Origin of the sequence: Pseudomonas hydrolytica, assembly GCF_021495345.1 — a bacterium.
GTDB classification, from domain to species: Bacteria; Pseudomonadota; Gammaproteobacteria; order Pseudomonadales; family Pseudomonadaceae; genus Aquipseudomonas; species Aquipseudomonas hydrolytica.
The window spans coordinates 1,574,588-1,594,000 of sequence record NZ_CP099397.1 but is presented as its reverse complement, the minus strand read 5'-3'; the positions used below and the strand labels follow the sequence as shown (position 1 = coordinate 1,594,000).

The following is a 19,413-nucleotide window of genomic DNA, read 5'->3' as shown; positions in this document are numbered from 1 at the left end:
GGCCGCGGCCCTCATTTGACGTGGGTCGCGCGCAGCTGGTGGAAGACCGCGCGCCCGCCTTCGCTGGGCGGGCCCTGGTTATCCAGGGTGTAGACGCCTGCCTTGAAGTAGAAACGCTTGCTGGCCCAGGCTGGGTCGATCTTGTCCGTGTAGGTCAGACCGTCTATCGACACCTTCAGGTCCCCCTTGCGAGAGATGTCGATCGCATAGTTGAAGCGGGTGTTGAGCGGCATGCTGCGGTAGGTCATCACCACCGGACTCTTGATGTCGCCGGGTTTTCTGCGCAGCTCCAGGTTCACATAGCCGACACCCTGCACGAGTTGGTACTGCAGCTTGATATAGGGCGTGGGATTGTCCTTGGAATGCACCTGACCGATCACTATCTTGCCGCTGGAGGGAACCTGAGTGACTGCCAGGGACGCCGCCAGGCGGTGATTGCCCTCTTTGTACAACCAGTTGCGCTGCTTGCCATCGGCAAAGGTCTCGCGCAGCTCGCTGCGCGGATAGGGGCTGTTGGAGGTGCTGGTACCGGTCACCGGCGCCCAGAACAACAGGGTGGTTCCGGAACGGTAGAAGTACGGGCTGCGGTAGTCGGCTTTCACCAGGCGGGTTTCGATGGTACGGGCAGGCACTTGCTCAGGAATGGTCAGATTCCAGGTATTCAGATCGATCATGTTGATGACCACTGCGGGCGGCTTGCGCACCTTGCATCCAGGTAAAACGTGCAAGCCAACGGAGTACGCTCCACCAACCCGGTGAAGCGAATGTGACTATCAGGCGTAACGGTAAGGGCGCACATTTCTTGACTGCCCTGCGACGAACGGCGACGAGGACAACTGCCAGGTGGGAATCCGTCGTCCGGCACAATGTCATGGCATAATTGCCGCTCTCTGCGACCAACCACCGATGAACCGGAGCATCACGTGAGCGCGATCCACCTCTACGGCATCAAGGCCTGCGACACCATGAAGAAAGCCCGCACCTGGCTGGACGAGCACGGCATCGCCTACGACTTCCACGACTACAAGACCGCCGGCATCGACCGCGCGAGCCTGCAGAAATGGTGCGACGAGCACGGCTGGGAGACCATTCTCAACCGCGCCGGCACCACCTTCCGCAAGCTCACCGACGAGCAGAAGGCCGGCCTCGATCAGGCCAAGGCCATCGAGCTGATGCTGGCCCAGCCCTCGATGATCAAGCGCCCGGTGCTCGATCTCGGCGATCGCACCCTGGTCGGCTTCAAACCGGATAACTACCAAGCCGCATTGGCCTGATTCTTTACCCTCGATTTCGTTGCAAGGAACCCACCTATGAGCACCTCCCTCTTCAGCATCGCCTTCGGCGTCGGCACCCAGAACCGCCAGGGCAACTGGCTGGAAGTCTTCTATGCCCTGCCCCTGCTCAATCCGGCAGCGGAGCTGAGCGACAAGGCCGCCGCCATTCTCGGTTACCAGGGCGGCAACCAGGCCATCGCCTTCACCAGCGCCCAGGCCGGCGAACTGGCCGATGCCCTCAAGGGCGTCGACGCTGCCCAGGCTGCCCTGCTCACCCGCCTGGCCGAGAGCCACAATCCGCTGGTGGCAACCTTCCTGGCCGAAGACAGCGCGCTGACCACCACTCCGGAGGCCTACCTCAAGCTGCACCTGCTGTCGCATCGCCTGGTCAAGCCGCACGGCCTGAACCTGACCGGCATCTTCCCGCTGCTACCCAACGTCGCCTGGACCAGCCAGGGCGCGGTCGACCTGACCGAGCTGGCCGAGCGTCAGCTGGAGGCACGTCTGAAGGGCGAACTGCTGGAAGTGTTCTCGGTGGACAAATTCCCCAAGATGACCGACTACGTGGTGCCGGCCGGCGTGCGCATCGCCGACAGCGCGCGCATCCGTCTGGGCGCCTATATCGGTGAAGGCACCACCGTGATGCACGAAGGCTTCGTCAACTTCAACGCCGGCACGGCAGGCCCGGGCATGATCGAAGGCCGCGTCTCCGCGGGCGTGTTCGTCGGCAAGGGCTCGGACCTGGGCGGCGGCTGCTCGACCATGGGCACCCTGTCCGGCGGCGGCAACATCGTCATCTCGGTCGGCGAAGGCTGCCTGATCGGCGCCAACGCCGGCATCGGCATCCCCCTGGGCGACCGCAACACCGTGGAATCGGGCCTGTACGTCACCGCCGGCACCAAGGTGGCCCTGCTCGACGACCAGAACCAACTGGTGAAAGTGGTCAAGGCGCGCGAACTGGCCGGTCAGCCGGACCTGCTGTTCCGCCGCAACTCGCAGACCGGCGCGGTGGAGTGCAAAACCCACAAGTCGGCCATCGAGCTGAACGAAGCCCTGCACGCCCACAACTGATCCAGTAGGGTGCGCCGTGTGCGCCACCCGTCCATGTGCGACCCGGTGCGCACGGCGCACCCTACGGATAGGCTCCTATGTCACTGACTTCCCCCTGGCGCGCCGACTTCCCCGGCATCCTCGCCCTCGCAGGCGAGGGCCAGACCTACCTGGACAGCGCCGCCACCGCCCAGAAACCGCAGGCGGTGCTCGATGCCCTGCTCGGCTATCTGGCCGGCGGCGCGGCCAACGTACATCGCGCCCAGCACCTGCCGGGCGAACGCGCCACCCGCGCCTTCGAGGCGACGCGGGACAAGGCGGCAGCCTGGCTGAATGCCGCCAGCCGCGATGAGATTCTCTTCACCCGCGGCTCGACCGAAGCCCTGAACCTGCTGGCCTACGGCCTGGAGCATCTGCTGCAGCCCGGCGACGAGATCGTCATCAGCGCCCTGGAGCACCATGCCAATCTGCTGCCCTGGCAGCAGCTGGCCCAGCGTCGCGGCTTGCAGCTCGTGGTGCTGCCGCTGGAAGCGTCGGGCAACATCGACCTGAGCCAGGCCGCCCAACTGATCGGCCCGCGCACGCGCCTGCTGGCGGTGTCGCAGCTGTCCAACGTGCTCGGCCGCTGGCTGCCGCTGGCCGAGCTGCTGGCACTGGCCCGCGCGCAAGGCGCCATCAGCGTGGTCGACGGCGCCCAGGGTGCGGTGCATGGCCGCCACGACATGCAGGCGCTGGGCTGCGACTTCTACGTCTGCTCGGCGCACAAGCTTTACGGCCCGGACGGCGTCGGCCTGCTCTATGGCCGTGGCGCGGCGCTAGCGCAGCTGCGTCACTGGCAGTTCGGCGGCGAGATGGTGCTGGACGCCGACTACCAGAGCGCGCGCTTTCGCCCCGCCCCGCTGGGTTTCGAGGCGGGCACCCCACCGGTCTCCGCGGTGATCGCCCTGGGCGCGGCGCTGGACTGGCTGAACGGCCTCGATCAGGCCGCCGTGGCGCGGCATGAAGCCGCACTGCATGCCGAACTGCTGGCCGGCCTGACGGCGCGCGACGGCGTGCGCCTGCTCGGCGCGCCGCAGTTGGCGCTGGCCAGTTTCTGCGTCGACGGCGTGCACAACGCCGACCTGGCCCATCTGCTGAGCGAACAGGGCATCGCCGTGCGTGCCGGTCATCACTGCGCCATGCCGCTGATGAAGGGTTTGGGGCTGTCCGGTGCGATCCGCGTGTCGCTCGGCCTGTACAACGACGGCGACGACCTGCAGCGCTTCTTCGCGGCGCTGGACAAGGCCCTGGAGCTGCTGCAATGACGGATAACCTGCCCGGCGCCGCTCAGCAAGCGCTGGAGGCCTTCAATGCCTGCCCCGGCTGGGAACAGCGCGCACGCCTGCTGATGCAGTGGGGCGAGCGCCTGCAACCGCTGAGCGACGCCGAACGCATCGACGAACACCGCGTGCACGGCTGCGAAAGCCTGGTCTGGCTGGTGGCAGAGAAACAGGATGGCATCTGGCATTTCCGCGCCGGCAGCGAAGCCCGCCTGCTACGCGGCCTGCTGGCCGTGCTGCTGGCCAGAGTCGATGGGCTCGGCAGCGATGAGCTGGCCAGGCTCGATCTGGTCGGCTGGTTCGAGCAGTTGGGCCTGCAACGCCAGCTCTCGCCGTCACGCAGCAATGGGCTCAATGCGGTGCTGCAGCGCATGCGAGAGCTGGCTGCGTCCTGAACCATTGCCGATGGGAGCCGCTGAGGCCCCTAAGGAGAGCACGAACCTGCTCCCCCGAGAGTCTGGCCGCTAGTCGCTCTTGCCCCGCTCGCGCAGCGTCAGCCCACGCAGGAAGTTGCGCAGGATCTGGTCGCCGCATTCGCGGTAATGCTTGTGCCCGGGTGCGCGGAACAGGGCGCCGAGTTCGGCCTTGGTCATCGGCAGGTCGACCGATTGCAGGATGGCCTGGATATCGTCGTCGCGCAGCTCGAACGCCACGCGCAGCTTCTTCAGGATGAGGTTGTTGCTCAGGCGCTTTTCCACCGGCAGGCGCGGACGGCTGTCGTCCTTGCCGCGCTTGTGGAACACCAGCCCCTCGAGCACATGGGCCAGCAGCACGTCGCTGCATGACCGGTAACCGGCGTCTTCCTCGCGCAGCAGGCAGGCCGAAATCAGGCCTGGCTCCGGCGCATAGTCTGCCAAGCGGCAGAAATCTTCCAACTTGCCATCGCTGACATCGAGCAGGTAGCGCAGGCTGCGCAGCACATCGTTATTGAGCACGGTCGCGACTCGGTAAATGAGGGACCCGGATGATAGCGGAAAAGACGCTCACTCCCGCGCTGCCTGGCTCGGCGCGCTGGGCAGCCAATCGTCGGCGTTGCCGGAGTTGAGCGCCTGCTGCAGGCTCTGCAGATCGCCTCGCCCGGCGAAACGGCGCAGGCCGGCATTGAACTGATGCAGCAGCTCGGCTGCTGCGGGGTCGTCCTTGCGAAACAGCAGGCGCAACGGTTCCTTGTTCAAAAAGCGCGGGTGATGGGTGATATGGCTGCCGCCATCGGGGAACAGACGACGCAGCATGGCATAGCCCACCGCTCGGTCCTGCGGGTGCAGGTCGATGCGCCCGAGTTCCAGCAGGCGGAAGCTGGTCTCCTCCTTGCCGCTGAGCTCCACCTGCAGGCTTCCGGCCTGCAATGCCTCGTCGAATGCGGGGCCGTAGGAATAGCCGAGCGTGGTGCCGATGCGGTAGCGCAGCAGGTCCTCGACATGCTGCCAGTCGAAGGCCTTGTCGCGACGGTGGAACAACACCACCTCACCGCGCACCAGCGGGTCGCTGCAGACACCGTAGTTGAGCCGACTGGGGCTGCAGCTGTAGGGCATGATGGCGTGCAGTTGGCCCTGCTGCAGCATCAGCACATTGCGATCCCAGGGATGGAAGAAGTACTCGACGCGGTAGCCGGACTCGGCGAATACCGCGCTGATCAGGCGTGCCAGGGCGCCGCCGTCGCTACGCCCCTGATCGACATAAGGTGCCCAGTCGCCGGTGCCGATGCGCAGTGTCTTAGGCTCGGCCTGCGTCGGCAGCATGACCGCCAGCAAGGCCGGCAGCAGGAGGGAAGCGAGCATCCGTGCCCAGCGCCTTTGAACATGGGCGCGCAAATTCAGATACGACACGAGTCACCTCTATACAGACTGCAGTACGAGCATCCGTGCCGCCATTCCAACCTCTCCCGCCCCAAGCATAGCCAAGCGGCCGCAGCCGGGCCTGCTCAACCGGCGGGCTTGCGCTCGCTGGGGCGCCGCGCGCCGGCCACCAGCTTGTCCACCAGTTTGGCCGCCGCGGCCATACCGAAACTGGCGGTCACCATCATCACCGCGCCGAAACCACCGGCGCAGTCCAGCTTCACCCCTTCGCCGACGAAGCCCTTGGCCTGGCACACCGTGCCGTCGGGCTTGGGGTAGCGCAGCTGTTCGGTGGAGAACACGCAGGGCACGCTGTAGGTGCGCCCCGGCGTGCGCGAGAAGCCGTAGTCGCGGCGCAGGGTGCTGCGCACCTTGGCCGCCAGCGGATCGTTGAACGTCTTGTTGAGGTCGGTGACCTGTATCTGCGTGGGGTCGACCTGGCCACCGGCTCCGCCGGTGGTGACGATCTGGATCTTGCGCCGCTTGCACCAGGCGATCAGCGCGGCCTTGGCCGGGACGCTGTCGATGCAGTCGATCACCCCGTCGAGCTGTTCGGTGATGTATTCGGCCATGGTCTCGCGGGTGACGAAATCGGCCACCGCATGCACCACGCAGGCCGGGTTGATGGCGCGGATGCGCGCGGCCATCTCGTCCACCTTGGCCTTGCCCACCGCACCTTCCACCGCGTGCACCTGGCGATTGGTATTGGTGATGCACACGTCGTCCAGATCGAACAGCGATATCTCGCCCACACCGCTGCGCGCCAGGGCTTCGGCAGCCCAGGAACCGACACCGCCGATGCCGACCACCGCCACATGCGCCGCGGCCAGGCGTTGATAGCCCTCCTGACCGTAAAGCCGGGCTATGCCGCCGAATCGCTGATCGTCTGTGTTCATCTCACCCCCTGCAGGAAGGCGCGCATTATAGGGACAGCCTCCGCCCCACCCAAGCCCGCCGGGCAGGTCAACCGTCGGCAGCGCTGGCCAGAGCTATAGTGAGCGCAGCAGTGAGGCGTCGACCATGCGCAATTTCAGCGTCTACAACCCTACCCGCCTGCATTTCGGTTCAGGCCAGCTCAGCCGCCTGAGCGAGGAAATCCCACCGGGCAGCCGCGTATTCGCCCTGCACGGCGGCGCCGGCATCCTGCAGAGCGGCCTGTGGGATGAAGTGCAACGCAGCCTGCCGGACGTCAGCCTCAGCCGCTTCGGCGCGGTGGAGGCCAATCCGCAGTACGACACCCTGCTGCGCGCGGTCAGCCAGGCCAGCAAGGAGCGCTGCGATTTCATCCTCAGCATCGGTGGCGATGCGCTGATCCATGCCGGCAAGTTCCTCGCCGCTGCTCTCTGTCACTCCGGCGACCCGTTGCAGTTGCTGTGTGGCGCGCCGATACGGGCAGCCCTGCCGCTGGGCTGCGTGCTCAGCCTGCCTCTGGGCAGCGCCCTGGGCAACACGCAGGGCCTGGTCAGCCACGCCGAGCGCCAGCAGAAACTGCCCTTCGCCAGCCCCCTGCTGCATCCGCGCTTCGCCATCCTCGACACCCGCCCCCATCTCGACTGGCCGGCCCGCCAGCTCGCCCAGGCCACGGTCGAGGCCTTCGATCATGCCCTCAGTCATTACCTGCCCGCGACGCCCGCCGATCCCCTGCAGGCGCGCTACGCCGAAAGCCTGCTGCTGACCCTGATCGAAACCGGCCCGGCGGCCCAGGCCAACCCCGACGCCGAGGACGCCCGAGCCTCGCTGCTGTGGTGCGTGCTGCAGACGCGACAAGGTCCGCTCGGCTACGGCATGCCGCGCGACCGCAGCGCTCGCCTGATCGGCCAGCAGCTCGGCGCCCTGTATCACCTGACGGCGGCGCAGAGCCTGGCGCTGATCCTGCCGGCGCTGCTCGGCGAATATCGGGAGATCAGGCGCGACCGGCTGCTGCAATACGCCGAGCGCGTGTGGCAACTGCGCGATGGCAGCGCCGCGCAGCGCAGCGCATGGACGACGCCATTGCCGCCACCGCAGAACTGTTCGGCCGACTCGGCCTGGCAACCCGCCTGAGCGAACACGGGCTGGATGCCGAAGTGGTGCCGGAGGTGCTGGCACAACTGCAACGCCACGGCCTGGTCGGCGCCGGCGACCAGAGCGAACTGGATCTGGACCTGTGCGAGCGGGTCCTGCTACGCGCCTTATGACCTGATCGGTAACGACTTTTGCTTTAAGATGGCCAGCCTTCACGCCAGCCGCCGTACCGGAGCCGCAATGACCGCAACCCTCACCCCGACCCTGGAGCTTGCCTTCGACCTGATCCGCCGCCCGTCCGTCACCCCGGTCGACGAAGGCTGTCAGGAACTGATGATGCGCCGCCTGGCCGCCTGCGGTTTCGAGGTGGAGCGCATGCGCATCGAAGAGGTGGAGAACTTCTGGGCCAAACGCGGTGGCGACGGCCCGGTGCTGTGCTTCGCCGGCCACACCGACGTGGTGCCCACCGGCCCGCTGGACGCCTGGCAGTACCAGCCGTTCGACGTACGCGTCGATGAAGAGGGCATGCTCTGCGGCCGTGGCGCGGCGGACATGAAAGGCAGCCTGGCGAGCATGATCGTCGCCGTCGAGCGCTTCGTCGCCGACCACCCGAACCACAGGGGCGCCATCAGTTTCCTGATCACCAGCGACGAGGAAGGCCCGGCCCAGCACGGCACCAAGGCCGTGGTCGAGCGCCTGCGCGAGCGCAACGAGCGCCTGGACTGGTGCATCGTCGGCGAACCGTCGAGCACCACCCTGCTCGGTGACGTGGTGAAGAACGGCCGCCGCGGCTCGCTCGGCTGCACCCTCACCGTGTACGGCAAGCAGGGCCATGTGGCCTACCCGCACCTGGCGAAGAACCCGATTCACCTGGCCGCCCCGGCGCTGGCCGAACTGGCCGCCGAGCACTGGGATCATGGCAACGACTACTTCCCGCCGACCAGCTTCCAGGTGTCCAACCTCAACTCCGGCACCGGCGCCACCAACGTCATCCCCGGCGAACTTAAGGCAGTGTTCAACTTCCGCTTCTCCACCGAATCCACCGTCGAGGGCCTGCAGCAGCGCGTCACCGCCATCCTCGACAAGCACGGCCTGGATTACCACCTGGAGTGGGCGCTGTCCGGCCTGCCCTTCCTCACCCAGCCGGGCGAGCTGCTCGACGCCGTCGCCGCCAGCATCAAGACCGTAACCGGTCGCGACACAACGCCGTCCACCAGCGGCGGCACCTCCGACGGTCGCTTCATCGCCACCCTGGGCACCCAGGTGGTCGAGCTCGGCCCGGTCAACGCTACCATCCACCAGATCAACGAACGCGTGCTGGCCAGCGATCTGGACCTGCTCACCGAGGTTTACTACCGAACCCTGGTGAAACTGCTGGCATGAAAATCCATGAATAGGCTTGCTGCGCACACCGATAGCTGCGTGACTCACGATGCTCGCCCTTCGGGCCCGCCTGCGGCGGTTCAGCCGCAAGCGGCTGTGAGGCGGTACTCGCTCCTCGCCTATCTATTCGATATGTCTCGTCGCTGCGTTCCGTCCGCCTTGCTCTCGGCGCGCTCGCGACGGCCTATTCCCGGATTTTACGCATGCTGATCTGCCCCATCTGTCAGACGTCGCTGGAGCCGAGTGACAGCGGCCTGATCTGCAGCAACCGGCACAGCTTCGACCGCGCGCGCCAGGGGTACTACAACCTGCTGCCGGTGCAACACAAGAACAGCCGCGACCCAGGCGACAACGCCGCCATGGTCGAGGCGCGCCGACGCTTTCTCGAGGGCGCTCACTACGCGCCGCTGGCCGCGCGCCTGGCGGCACTGGCGGCCGAGTACAAACCGGCGCGCTGGCTGGATATCGGCTGTGGCGAGGGCTACTACACCGAGCAGATCGCCCGCGCCCTGCCCCTCGCCGACGGCTACGCCCTGGACATCTCCCGCGAGGCGGTCAAACGCGCCTGCAAGCGCGCGCCGCAGCTGAGCTGGCTGGTGGCGAGCATGGCTCGCGTGCCACTGGCCGATTCCAGTTGCGAGCTGCTGGCCAGCGTATTCAGCCCGCTCGACTGGAACGAGGCCAAGCGCCTGCTAGCCCCCGGCGGCGGCCTGCTGCGCATGGGCCCGACCCGCGTGCACTTGATGGAGCTGCGGCAGAAGCTGTATGACGAGGTGCGCGACTATGACGACGAGAAGCACCTGGCGCTGATCCCGCCGGGCATGCACCTGGCGCATAGCGAGACCCTGCAGTTTCCGCTACACCTGGCCCAGCCCGAAGCCCGCGCCGACCTGCTGGCCATGACCCCGCACGGCTGGCGCGCCAGCGCCGAACGCCGCGAAGCGGTGATTGCCGCCCCCTTCGAAGTCACCGTCGCCATCCGCTACGATTGGATCGTCAAAACTCAGGAATGAATCTAATGCGCCAACCCGATATCGAGATCTACCTGAAAGACGCCGAACGCGACGCCGTGGCGCAGTGGCTGGCTGAGGCACTCGGCCCGTGCAGCGACTGGCAGCAGAAAGGCCAGACCTTCAAGTGCAAGGCCGGCAAAGTGCCGGTGACCTGGCTGCCGAAAGCCGTGGGCAAATGGCACAGCCTGTACCTGGAAAGCGATGCCACGCCCTGGGCCGACGACCTGGCCTGCGCCCGCGCCGCCCATGCCGCGCTCGGCGTGCAGATCCGCTGTGCACCCGGCACCTGGGTGGAGGATGAAAGCGACGAGGAAGCCGACCGCTGGATCAAGGTCGATGCCGATGGCGAAACCGAGATCGTCTGGCGTACCGAATAAAAGTGGCCGCCTTGAATCGAGCGCCCGTAGCCCGGATGCAATCCGGGGCCTGACCGAGGCATTTCCCCGCATCTGGCTACAGAACCGCGACGGCGAAACCGAGATCGTCGTAGGGTGCGCCGTGCGCACCGCGCCATCCCCCGCCCTGAAAAGTACAGCGTGCAGAAACGACAAGGCCCGTCATCGACGGGCCTTGTGGCATTACGAGCTTGGCGTTCAGAGCGCCGATACGTCTTCCGCCTGCAGGCCTTTCTGGCCCTGGGTCACGCCGAACTCGACCTTCTGACCTTCGATCAGGGTGCGGTGGCCTTCGCCGCGGATGGCACGGTAGTGAACGAATACGTCCGGGCCGCTTTCGCGCTGGATGAACCCGTAACCCTTGGAATCATTGAACCATTTGACGGTTCCAGTCTCACGATCTGCCATTACCAACTTCTCCAAACTCGCTATGTTTTTATTGTCCAGCAGGGGCTTTGACGGCTCGGTAAAAACGTTCTTCATCGTTCGCCAACCCCGGCAAATGGAACATGGAGCAGGTCAAGCGAATGGCGTTCTTGCAGCAACCGCTCGGCCGAGTATAAAGCATGAAATGTGACTGAAAAGCACTTTTTAGAAGCGAACTTCGCCCAAGCAGCGCAGTACTTCCAGAGGTTTTTTCGGCCCGCCATCCCTGGCGGCAACGGCCTTCAAAACGCGCCTAACGTTCTGTCACCACGACATCCTCAGTTCATGGCCAGCAGATCGCGCAACTTCTTCGCCAGCCTTTGCACCTGATCGGCCTCTAGACGATAGGCCCAGTCGCTGCGTGCACTGATCTCGCCGGCCTTGAATCCCTGATGCTCGGCCAGCACCAGCCAGTACTGCTCGCCCTGTTTGTACAACAGGCCCTCGAGCTTCTGGCCATCGAAACCGCCGAGGCTGAATGTCAGCATCGGCGCCTGTTTGAACCCCACCTGCGCCAGTGGCGCTGCGTCGGCGAAACGGAGATTGGAGAACAGCGTGACCATGCCGTTGGCCACTCCCTCGAAGCTGAGCTTCTGATCCTTGCGCAGCTGCTCGACCGTGAAGTTGTACTGCTCGGCATCGGTCTTGCTCAGCGTCAGCGTCTCGCCGTCGGCGTAACGCAGCTCAAGGCGTTTGACGCTGGCGAAGGGGATGTCGCTGACCCGGCGATCCAGCCACTGCAGTTCATGGGTGGGCAGCTCGAACACCTGATCGATCTGCCAGACCTGGTCCTCGCCGGCGCGACGCACCAGTTGCCCACTGCCCTGCTGCGATGGATTGCCCAGGCGCAGGTTCAACTCCGGGTGGCCGTCGAAGTACAGGCGCAAACGCAGCGCCTGCTCGTCCTCCTGCCCTTGCTCGGCCAGGCCCAGGCGCCCATGCCACTGGGCATTGGCAGTCTTGGCCTCCACCGTGCGCGCCTCGCGCAACGCGCGCAGCAGCCTGGCCAGAGGCTCCGGCGCGGCCGGGTAATCCGCCTTGGCCGGCATCACCCAGCTCTCGTCGCGACGCTCGATGCGCACCGGCGGCTGGCCGGGTTGCTCCACTTCCACGGCCTGCAGGCTGCCCAGGTAGTCCTGTTCGGCGGCCAGCCAGGGCGCACGCTCGATCTGCGCCGTGCTCTGCTGCTGGTCGCGCTGTACCGCGAGATAACCCAGCACGCAGAGCAGCACGATGACGATCAATGCAATCAGACCTTTACGTCCCATGATCTTTTCACCCTTGGATAGGATGAAGCCACGCAGGGTGCGCCGTGCGCACCGAAGCTTCCTGAGTGGTGCGCACGGCACACCCTACGGGCCTCTGGAAAACCAGACATTGGGGGAGGCACTTCAGCAACGGTCGCGGCTGAAGCCCCTCCCACAGGTGAACATCAAGCGTGACGGCGCCGCCGCCACAGCCACAGCGTCAACACGCCGAGAGTCAGCAACGCCGGCACCAGGGCGATGTTGATGATCTTCAGCGTGCGCCCCAGCGCCTCGATATCGGCGTTGAGCTGGTAGCGCACTTCGCGCAGCTCCTTGCGAATCTCCAGCTTCTGCTGGATGAAACGCTGCAACGCGCCCTGCTGCTCCGGCGTCAGCTCCAGCGCCTGGCTGGGGTCGTCGCTGCGCTGCAGCGCGGCCAGTTGCTGCTCGGTCTCGGCCAGACGCGCCTGCAGGGCCTGCTCCTTGTCACGGAAGCGCTGTTCGGCGGCGCGCTGCAACTCCTCGACCACCACGAACGGGCGGCTGAAGCGACCACGCGAGCGCACGCTGATCAACGCCTCGGAGCCGGCCAGGTTGTCCAGCGCGTTGATCGCGAAGCTGCCGTTATCCGCCCAGGGTTGCGGGATGCGCTGGCCAAAGAACTCCTGCACCTGCACCCACATGCGATCACTGAGGATGTCGGTGTCGGCCACGGCGATGACGTTGATGGTGTCGGCCCACTTGAGGCCGTCCTTGCGGCCTTCGATGCCATCGGGAAAGGCGCTCTGCGCCGGACCGTCGATGCGCGCGGCGATGGTGTAGCGCTCGCCGGTCGGCTCCAGTTCACGGATCAGCTCCTCCGGGTTGCTGAGCATGGCGAAGCGCTGGGCGTCGAAGGGCATGGCGTATTCCGAGCTCTGCATCAGCGGGGTGAAACGCGTCTTCGCCCCCTCCACCGACTCGAGAATGCCGGCGGTGGCGACCGTGACGCTCTCCAGCCCGGCGGTGGCGATGTCATCCTGATCCAGCGCCTTGCGCGGCAAGCTCAGCCAGGCGGCGTGGCGCACCGGGCGCTGCCCCTGGCCACGGTTGACCGACATGGCGTAGGAGCCATCGCCGAGCACCTTGTCCGGCACCAGGCGCAGGCCCCAGGCCTTGAACAGCGGCTCGATGTCGGACGCCCGGTCCACCGCCATCTCCCCCGGCATATCGCCGGTATCGGCCTCGGCATAGGGGTCGACGAACACCATCAGCTTGCCGCCGCGCAGCACGAACTGGTCGATGGCGTACAGGGTCTGCTCGGGCAGGTTCTTCGGATGCACCAGCCACAGCACCGAGACGTTCTCGGGGATCAGGTCGACGTCGGCCTTAAGCTGCTCGATCTGGAACAACTGGCGCACCTGCTCCAGCACCATCCACGGCGGCGTCGGCTGCCGCGCCATCATGTCGAAGCCGCCGGTCATCTGCAGCCCGGAGAGCACGCCAACCACCGGCAGCTCCGGCTTGGCCAGGGTCTGCACCAGGCGGCTCAGCTCGTATTCCAGATGCTCCTCCTGATCCAGAGCGAAGAACGGGATCACCTGGGTGTCATCCAGGCCGTTGGTGCCGGCCAGGCCGAAGTAGATCGAGTCACCGCCCTGCTGCAGCGGGATGCCCTGCAGGCCAAACTCGGCAGCCTTGTCCTCGTCCTCGGAGAACGGCTCGGGGTCGATGACGTGCAGGCGGATCTTGCCGCCGGCCTGACGCTGATAGGCCTTGAGCATCTCCTCCACACGCTGCGCGTAGGTGCGCAGCGCCGGCAGGTCCTTGGCCACCTTGTCCGAATAGAAGAAGTACAGGTTTATTGGCTCGTCCAGCTCGGCAAGGATCTGCTTGGTGCCATCGGAGATGGTGTAGAGCTTCTGCTCGGTCAGGTCCAGGCGCGCACCGCCCAGGCCCAAGCCGGCCAGCAGGTTGAAGGCGAGAAAGGCCACCGCGATCAGCAGCAGCCCGGCGCCGGAATAGATCAGCTTTTTCATGGGCGCTCCTCAGTCGGCTTTCTTCAGGTCGATGACCACGGCGGTGGCGGTCAGCCACGCGGCGATCAGCGAGAGGAAATACAGCAGGTCGCGCAGATCGATCACGCCCTTGCTGATGGCGTCGAAGCGCACCAGGAAGCTCAGCGAGGCGATGGCGTCCACCAGCCACTGCGGCGCCCAGGCGAAGGCGTCGAGCACCATGGGAAAGCCGCTGACGATAAACAGGAAGCAGGCGCTGACCGCCAGGATGAAGGCGATCACCTGATTCTTGCTCAGCGCCGACATGCACGAGCCAATGGCCAGATACGCGCCGGCCAGCAGCCAACTGCCGATATAGCCGGTGACGATGGCGCCGTTGTCTGGCTCGCCCAGGTAGTTGACCGTGATGATCATCGGGAAGGTCAGCAGCAGCGCGATGCCCGCGAACACCCAGGCCGCCAGGAACTTGCCGGTGACCGCCTCGAAGCGGGTGATCGGCAGGGTCATCAGCAGCTCGATGGAGCCGGACTTGCGCTCCTCCGCCCACAGGCGCATGGCAATGGCCGGCACCAGGAACAGATAGAGCCAGGGGTGGAAGTTGAAAAAGGCGGAAAGATTGGCCTGGCCGCCCTCGAAGAAGCCGCCCAGGTAGAAGGTGAACACCCCGGACAGCACCAGGAAGATGACGATGAACACATAGGCCAGCGGCGTGGCGAAGTAGCTCGCCAGCTCGCGCTTGAAGATCACGGGCAACTGGGTCATGGCTGCTCTCCCCGGGTCAGCGTGCGGAACACTTCATCCAGGCGGCCGCGTTCCACGTTGAGTTCCTTGACCTTCCAGCCGCGTTCGGCAATCAGCGCATTGACCTGCGGGAAGATCACCTCGCCCGGCTGCGCCAGCACGCTCAGGCTGTGCTCGCGGGCGTTCTCCTCGACACCGGCGACGCCTGGCAGCGCCGCAAGAGCAGCCTGATCCAGCGCCTCATCGGCCACCAGCGTCACCGCCTGGTGATAGCGCGAGCGGCTTTCCAGCTCCAGCGGCGTGCCATCGGCCAGCAAGCGGCCCTGGGCGATCACCACCGCGCGGGTGCACAGCGCCGTGACCTCTTCGAGGATGTGGGTGGAAATGATCACGATCTTGTCGCGCGCCAGGCCCTGAATGAGCTGGCGCACCTGGTGCTTCTGGTTCGGGTCGAGGCCATCGGTGGGCTCATCGAGGATCAGCACGCGCGGATCATGCAGGATCGCCTGGGCCAGGCCGACGCGGCGCTTGAAGCCCTTGGAGAGCGTCTCGATGCTCTGCTCCAGCACCTTTTCCAGCTCCACCTGCTCCACCGCGCGCTGCACGCGCTGCTTCTTCTCGGCACCGCGAAAACCGCGTACCTCGGCGATAAAGTCGAGAAAACCGCGCACCGTCATATCGCCATAGCAAGGCGCGCCTTCCGGCAGATAACCGATCTGCCGCTGGGCTTCGAGGGTCTGGGTCTGGATATCGCAACCGAGGATGCTCGCCGTACCGGAGGTCGGCGCGAGAAAGCCGGTGAGCATCTTCATGGTGGTGGATTTGCCGGCCCCGTTGGGGCCGAGAAAGCCCAGCACTTCCCCTGGCTGGACCTGGAACGACAGGTCATCGACTGCCGTGTGCTGCGCAAAACGCTTGGTCAGGTTTCTTATATCGATCATGGCCTCTCACCAGTGCGGTCAAAGCCTGGCGCGCCGCTCGTGGGCACGAGCCAGGCCTGCAAAAATGCCGGCGGAACTATAAGAAGTCGGGCGCGCTGATTGCAACCGAATGGCGGGCGGCGAGATTTACCGGAGGTTACCGCCTCCCCGCGGTCACCCTCAGCGATCCAACGGGCTGAGCACCGCCAGGCCGCCGCGGTTGAGCACATGGGTGTAGATCATGGTGGTCTTCACGTCAGCATGGCCGAGCAACTCCTGCACAGTGCGGATGTCCTGTCCCGCCTCCAGCAGGTGGGTGGCAAAACAGTGACGCAGGGTATGCGGGGATATCTGCTTGACGATGCCGGCCCCCCGGGCGGCGCGCTTGAAGTTCCTCTGCACCCGTTTCTCATCCAGATGATGGCGCAACGGCTGTTCCAGGCGTTGCGGCAACATGGTGATGCGGTCTTTCATTCCCTTGCCATCGCGAATAAGGATTTCATGCCTCGCGAAGTCAACATCCTTGACTCGCAGACGCAAGGCTTCCATCAAACGCATACCGGTACCATAAAGCAGGCTACAGACCAACCAGAGTTCGCCGTCGAGCTCATCCAGTACACGCCGCACCTCATCAATGAACAGTACGACGGACAGCCGCTGGGGCTTCTTCGCGCGGACGATATCGGACAACCAGGCAGATTGAGTGCCAACACTTCCTTATAAAGAAACAGCAAAGCCGCCAGTGCCTGATTCTATGTAGACGCCGACACGTCGCGCCGCACGGCAAGATCGGTACGAAAAGCCTCTACCTCGGGAGCGCCCATTTCCTGAGGGTGACGGTAATGATGGAAGCGAATAAAACGCTTCACCCACTCGCAATAGACGCGTTCGGTACGGATGGAGTAGTGTTTCAGGCGGATTCGATCACGCATCTGATTGAGCAAGCGGGGTTTATCATCCATGGCGTATAACCTCCCAAATCGATCATCCTGACCCGCAAAACCCCAGCCTAGACAGGGAGTAGAGATATGACAAGGAAGGTTATCCCCCATTGCCAGTCGGCAGGTTATACACCATTTGGTGTCTATTTATAGTTAGCCACCGGAGAACTATCATGCCTATCTCGTGGGAGTCGGTTGTTGACCACTTTGATCGTCTCGCGAAAGATCTTCATTGGTCTCGTGACGCGTTTTCTGAGTTTAGGAAAAGGTATCTCGCCAATTCCAAGACACAACTATCGTTGTACGGTTCCGACGTTGATACCTCTGGAACTATTGAGGTCGGTCTAGCGGTTCAGAATCTAGAGTTAAGCACCGGGCGGGAGCTAGAAGAGGTTAAAGTCTGGATTTACGGTCTTCAAACAACGGTCGGGAGATATGCAAAGCCAAAGACAAACTATAAGTACCCGCGTGTCGCCATCTCAACTGAAAGCGAGATTATCTGCCTCGTGGAGGCCGTACGTGCGTTCATAACGAACAAACGTAAAGAGGCTATCACTGATGTTCTCTCACCAGCAGACGCGAAGCTAATTCAGCAAATATGGGATCGTCGGGGCCAACAAAAATTCAGGCAAGAACTATTACATCTCTATGAGAAAAAGTGTGCGATCACAGGCTGCACAACCGTTGCAGTCCTAGAGGCTGCTCATATCACCCCGTACGCAGATGAGCAACACTACGATGTCCAGCGTGGGCTACTCCTACGCGCAGATGTTCACACCTTATTCGACCTAGCAGTCATATCGATCGACCCATGCACGCGGAAAGTAGTTGTTAGTCCCGACGCGAAGGATGACTACGGTTACCTTCAGGGCAAGTCAGTTGCCCAGCCCTTAGAAGCCAGCGCTATACCCAAGAAGAAAGACCTTGAATCCCACTTCAATCGTTGGAACCAAAACATTGACCTGAAAGCCGGTGGCTAACAACTGGTTCAAATCGTCGCTTCGCTCACTAGGACGGGCTAAAGCCCGCCCCTTAACCAAACGTTAGCCACTGGAGAAATCACATGGACACCTGGCTAGAACTATTCTCGGCAGTTAGTGAGCTGATACCATTTCTTTCAGAAAAAAAGCGCGCAGAAAAAGAACATACAGAAAAAACCTTACAAGCGCTCAATGAAGCTTACTATGCGACCGAGGCATATTTCGCCGGACTAGAAGAAGGTGAAGAACCTTCAAGACAGAAGCAGTATGAGGTAGCCCATAAATGGGATGATTTATCGCATATGATTTACCGTTACAACCCAACCTTAGCTAGCCGACTTAGTTTAAAAAGCAGGTTTTGGCGCGAAAATTGCGCGTGGAGCGAAGAACAAAAGCAGCAGGCAAATATAGGGCTCGACCAAGTACGGAGAGATGGGCGTCTTATTTTAATTCCCAGACACCGCAAAGGCTAACAACTGCTTCAAGCCGCTCGCTTCGCTCACTCGGGACGGGCTAAAGCCCGCCCCTTAACCAAACGTTAGGCATCAGAATCCACTATGCGCGTCGAACAAGAGTCCCCCAATCAGCCGGATGTCATAGCTCTCATCGCAGATCTCGATGCTTATCAAGACTCTCTGTATCCGGCAGAGGCGCGTTATGCGCTCGACCTCGCGTCACTCTCCAAACCCAATGTCCTTTTTGTCGTTGCAAGAGATGAACAACACGCTGCCCTAGGCTGTGGCGCTGTCGTCATGAATGACTTATACGGCGAGGTCAAGCGCATGTATGTGCTACCCGAAGCCAGGGGCAAAGGTATTGCAAAGAAACTCATCGCCACCCTAGAGGCAAGTGCGTACGAGTCAGGCTGCAGAGAGCTCATGCTTGAAACCGGGCCATATCAACCGGAGGCACTGAGGTTCTACACAAATCAAGGCTATACGCGTCGAGGCGCATTCGGCTCATATCCCGAGCATCCGCTCAGCGTCTTCATGGGCAAGTCACTCAGTTCAGCAACCAGCGCAAGTTCTGATGCCTAACAACTGGTTCAAACCGTTCGCTTCGCTCACTGTGACGGGCTAAAGCCCGCCCCTTAACCAAACGTTAGCTTTCACGGAGACTTTATGTCAAAAAATACGGATATTGCAACTATCTTAGGTAAAGGTCTAGTCGGAGCTATTCCATTTGTTGGACCATTGGCTGCAGAGATTATTGGCGCAATAATACCAAACCAAAGAATTGACAGAATTGAATCCCTGCTAAAGCTTATCGAATCGAAGATTGCCGAAGAAGAAAAATCAAAGGTTGAAGAAAAAATCGTTACTCCCAAATCAGTAGACCTGATTGAGGATGGATTTCTTCAGGCCGCTAGGGCCCTTAGTGAAGAAAGAAAAGACTACATAGCCTCACTTCTCAAAAATAGTCTTACGAATGACCGCCTAGAATACATTGAGAATAAACGGCTACTATCTATACTCGGCCAACTCAATGATCTCGAAATAATAATATTGAAATCCTATACACTGCATCACGGAGAACCAGACTCCGAAGAATTTTTCAAGATACATCAAGACGCATTGCAGCCATCATTCGCCTACCTTGGTGGCAGCCAAGAAGAATTAGATAAACACGTTCTCCATCAAACCCATAAGGCCCATCTTGCAAGTCTGGGACTATTGCGACCAGGATTTAAGAGAGCAAAAAAAGGTGAGCTACCAGAATTTGATGATAAGACAGGCATGATAAAAGCCAATGGGTATTCAATTACACCTCTTGGTCGGTTACTGCTTCGTAGCATCGACCAAATTGGTGAGGAATAAGCTAACAAGTGGTTCAAACCGTTCGCTTCGCTCACTGGGACGGGCTAAAGCCCGCCCCTTAACCAAACGTT

At 62.8% G+C, this 19,413-nt stretch carries 22 protein-coding genes and 1 pseudogene; 13 read left to right on the top strand and 10 right to left on the bottom strand.

The annotated features are described in order from the left end of the window. Positions 1–11: 11 nt before the first annotated feature. Positions 12–704, bottom strand: coding sequence for a polysaccharide lyase family 7 protein (locus L1F06_RS07305; RefSeq protein WP_003244184.1), 693 nt, complete (start codon positions 702–704; stop codon positions 12–14). A gap of 261 nt (positions 705–965) precedes the next feature. Between L1F06_RS07305 and L1F06_RS07300 the strand changes: the two genes are divergently transcribed. From L1F06_RS07300 to L1F06_RS07285, 4 genes are all read left to right on the top strand, one after another. Further along, the gene (locus tag L1F06_RS07300) at positions 966–1,274 is read left to right on the top strand and encodes an arsenate reductase (protein WP_252576776.1); all 309 of its coding nucleotides are present in this window, start codon (positions 966–968) and stop codon (positions 1,272–1,274) included. A gap of 36 nt (positions 1,275–1,310) precedes the next feature. Then, complete coding sequence (gene dapD, locus L1F06_RS07295; RefSeq protein ID WP_129484118.1) at positions 1,311–2,345, top strand: 2,3,4,5-tetrahydropyridine-2,6-dicarboxylate N-succinyltransferase; 1,035 nt, start codon at positions 1,311–1,313, stop codon at positions 2,343–2,345. Between the two features lie 77 nt (positions 2,346–2,422). Next, positions 2,423–3,628, top strand: a complete 1,206-nt coding sequence (locus tag L1F06_RS07290; protein WP_129484115.1) for an aminotransferase class V-fold PLP-dependent enzyme — start codon at positions 2,423–2,425, stop codon at positions 3,626–3,628. Beyond that, on the top strand, positions 3,625–4,038 hold the full coding sequence (locus tag L1F06_RS07285) for a SufE family protein (RefSeq protein WP_096826983.1): 414 nt from the start codon (positions 3,625–3,627) through the stop codon (positions 4,036–4,038). The genes L1F06_RS07290 and L1F06_RS07285 overlap by 4 nt, the downstream gene beginning before the upstream one ends. Before the next feature lie 69 nt (positions 4,039–4,107). Here L1F06_RS07285 and L1F06_RS07280 read toward each other — a convergent pair whose 3' ends face one another. The 3 genes from L1F06_RS07280 to tcdA all read right to left on the bottom strand — a co-directional run bounded on the left by L1F06_RS07280 (position 4,108) and on the right by tcdA (position 6,374). Beyond that, on the bottom strand, positions 4,108–4,578 hold the full coding sequence (locus L1F06_RS07280; RefSeq protein ID WP_003244172.1) for a YehS family protein: 471 nt from the start codon (positions 4,576–4,578) through the stop codon (positions 4,108–4,110). A gap of 48 nt (positions 4,579–4,626) precedes the next feature. After that, complete coding sequence (locus L1F06_RS07275; protein ID WP_003244170.1) at positions 4,627–5,421, bottom strand: substrate-binding periplasmic protein; 795 nt, start codon at positions 5,419–5,421, stop codon at positions 4,627–4,629. 143 nt (positions 5,422–5,564) lie between these two features. Beyond that, the gene (gene tcdA, locus L1F06_RS07270; protein ID WP_003244169.1) at positions 5,565–6,374 is read right to left on the bottom strand and encodes a tRNA cyclic N6-threonylcarbamoyladenosine(37) synthase TcdA; all 810 of its coding nucleotides are present in this window, start codon (positions 6,372–6,374) and stop codon (positions 5,565–5,567) included. A 124-nt stretch (positions 6,375–6,498) separates the two neighbouring features. On the opposite strand from tcdA, the gene L1F06_RS07265 reads away from it, so the two are divergent. The 5 genes from L1F06_RS07265 (at position 6,499) to L1F06_RS07245 (ending at position 10,255) form a co-directional block, all read left to right on the top strand. Next, on the top strand, positions 6,499–7,521 hold the full coding sequence (locus L1F06_RS07265; RefSeq protein WP_252576745.1) for an iron-containing alcohol dehydrogenase: 1,023 nt from the start codon (positions 6,499–6,501) through the stop codon (positions 7,519–7,521). Further along, positions 7,458–7,655 (top strand): hypothetical protein, encoded by a 198-nt coding sequence (locus L1F06_RS07260; RefSeq protein WP_252576744.1) that lies wholly within the window; start codon positions 7,458–7,460, stop codon positions 7,653–7,655. The genes L1F06_RS07265 and L1F06_RS07260 overlap by 64 nt, the downstream gene beginning before the upstream one ends. 67 nt (positions 7,656–7,722) lie before the next feature. Next, positions 7,723–8,865, top strand: coding sequence for a succinyl-diaminopimelate desuccinylase (gene dapE / locus L1F06_RS07255; RefSeq protein WP_129484113.1), 1,143 nt, complete (start codon positions 7,723–7,725; stop codon positions 8,863–8,865). A 203-nt stretch (positions 8,866–9,068) separates the two neighbouring features. Beyond that, entirely contained in the window at positions 9,069–9,878 is an 810-nt protein-coding gene (locus tag L1F06_RS07250) for a putative RNA methyltransferase (protein ID WP_129484111.1), read from the top strand. Positions 9,879–9,883: 5 nt separating this feature from the next. Beyond that, entirely contained in the window at positions 9,884–10,255 is a 372-nt protein-coding gene (locus L1F06_RS07245) for a hypothetical protein (RefSeq protein WP_129484109.1), read from the top strand. A gap of 216 nt (positions 10,256–10,471) precedes the next feature. Here L1F06_RS07245 and L1F06_RS07240 read toward each other — a convergent pair whose 3' ends face one another. The 6 genes and pseudogenes from L1F06_RS07240 to L1F06_RS07215 form a co-directional block, all read right to left on the bottom strand. Next, positions 10,472–10,681 (bottom strand): cold-shock protein, encoded by a 210-nt coding sequence (locus tag L1F06_RS07240; RefSeq protein WP_003244161.1) that lies wholly within the window; start codon positions 10,679–10,681, stop codon positions 10,472–10,474. Between the two features lie 296 nt (positions 10,682–10,977). After that, complete coding sequence (locus L1F06_RS07235) at positions 10,978–11,967, bottom strand: DUF4340 domain-containing protein (protein ID WP_129484107.1); 990 nt, start codon at positions 11,965–11,967, stop codon at positions 10,978–10,980. 164 nt (positions 11,968–12,131) lie between these two features. Then, positions 12,132–13,964: a GldG family protein gene (locus L1F06_RS07230; RefSeq protein ID WP_129484105.1), complete on the bottom strand. Its 1,833-nt coding sequence runs from the start codon at positions 13,962–13,964 to the stop codon at positions 12,132–12,134. Between the two features lie 9 nt (positions 13,965–13,973). Then, on the bottom strand, positions 13,974–14,705 hold the full coding sequence (locus L1F06_RS07225; RefSeq protein ID WP_003244158.1) for an ABC transporter permease subunit: 732 nt from the start codon (positions 14,703–14,705) through the stop codon (positions 13,974–13,976). Further along, the gene (locus L1F06_RS07220; RefSeq protein WP_129484103.1) at positions 14,702–15,625 is read right to left on the bottom strand and encodes an ABC transporter ATP-binding protein; all 924 of its coding nucleotides are present in this window, start codon (positions 15,623–15,625) and stop codon (positions 14,702–14,704) included. Before L1F06_RS07220 ends, L1F06_RS07225 begins: the two co-directional genes overlap by 4 nt. A 159-nt stretch (positions 15,626–15,784) precedes the next feature. Further along, positions 15,785–16,566 (bottom strand): annotated as a pseudogene (locus L1F06_RS07215) (tyrosine-type recombinase/integrase). 152 nt (positions 16,567–16,718) lie between these two features. On the opposite strand from L1F06_RS07215, the gene L1F06_RS07210 reads away from it, so the two are divergent. The 4 genes from L1F06_RS07210 to L1F06_RS07195 all read left to right on the top strand — a co-directional run bounded on the left by L1F06_RS07210 (position 16,719) and on the right by L1F06_RS07195 (position 19,342). Continuing rightward, positions 16,719–17,525: an HNH endonuclease gene (locus tag L1F06_RS07210; RefSeq protein WP_129484101.1), complete on the top strand. Its 807-nt coding sequence runs from the start codon at positions 16,719–16,721 to the stop codon at positions 17,523–17,525. An 83-nt stretch (positions 17,526–17,608) separates the two neighbouring features. Continuing rightward, positions 17,609–17,998 carry a hypothetical protein gene (locus L1F06_RS07205; RefSeq protein ID WP_129484099.1) on the top strand — a complete coding sequence of 130 codons (390 nt, stop codon included), beginning with the start codon at positions 17,609–17,611 and terminating at the stop codon, positions 17,996–17,998. A gap of 84 nt (positions 17,999–18,082) precedes the next feature. After that, positions 18,083–18,562 (top strand): GNAT family N-acetyltransferase, encoded by a 480-nt coding sequence (locus tag L1F06_RS07200; RefSeq protein WP_252576700.1) that lies wholly within the window; start codon positions 18,083–18,085, stop codon positions 18,560–18,562. An 84-nt stretch (positions 18,563–18,646) separates the two neighbouring features. Further along, positions 18,647–19,342 carry a hypothetical protein gene (locus L1F06_RS07195; protein WP_129484229.1) on the top strand — a complete coding sequence of 232 codons (696 nt, stop codon included), beginning with the start codon at positions 18,647–18,649 and terminating at the stop codon, positions 19,340–19,342. Positions 19,343–19,413 lie beyond the last annotated feature (71 nt).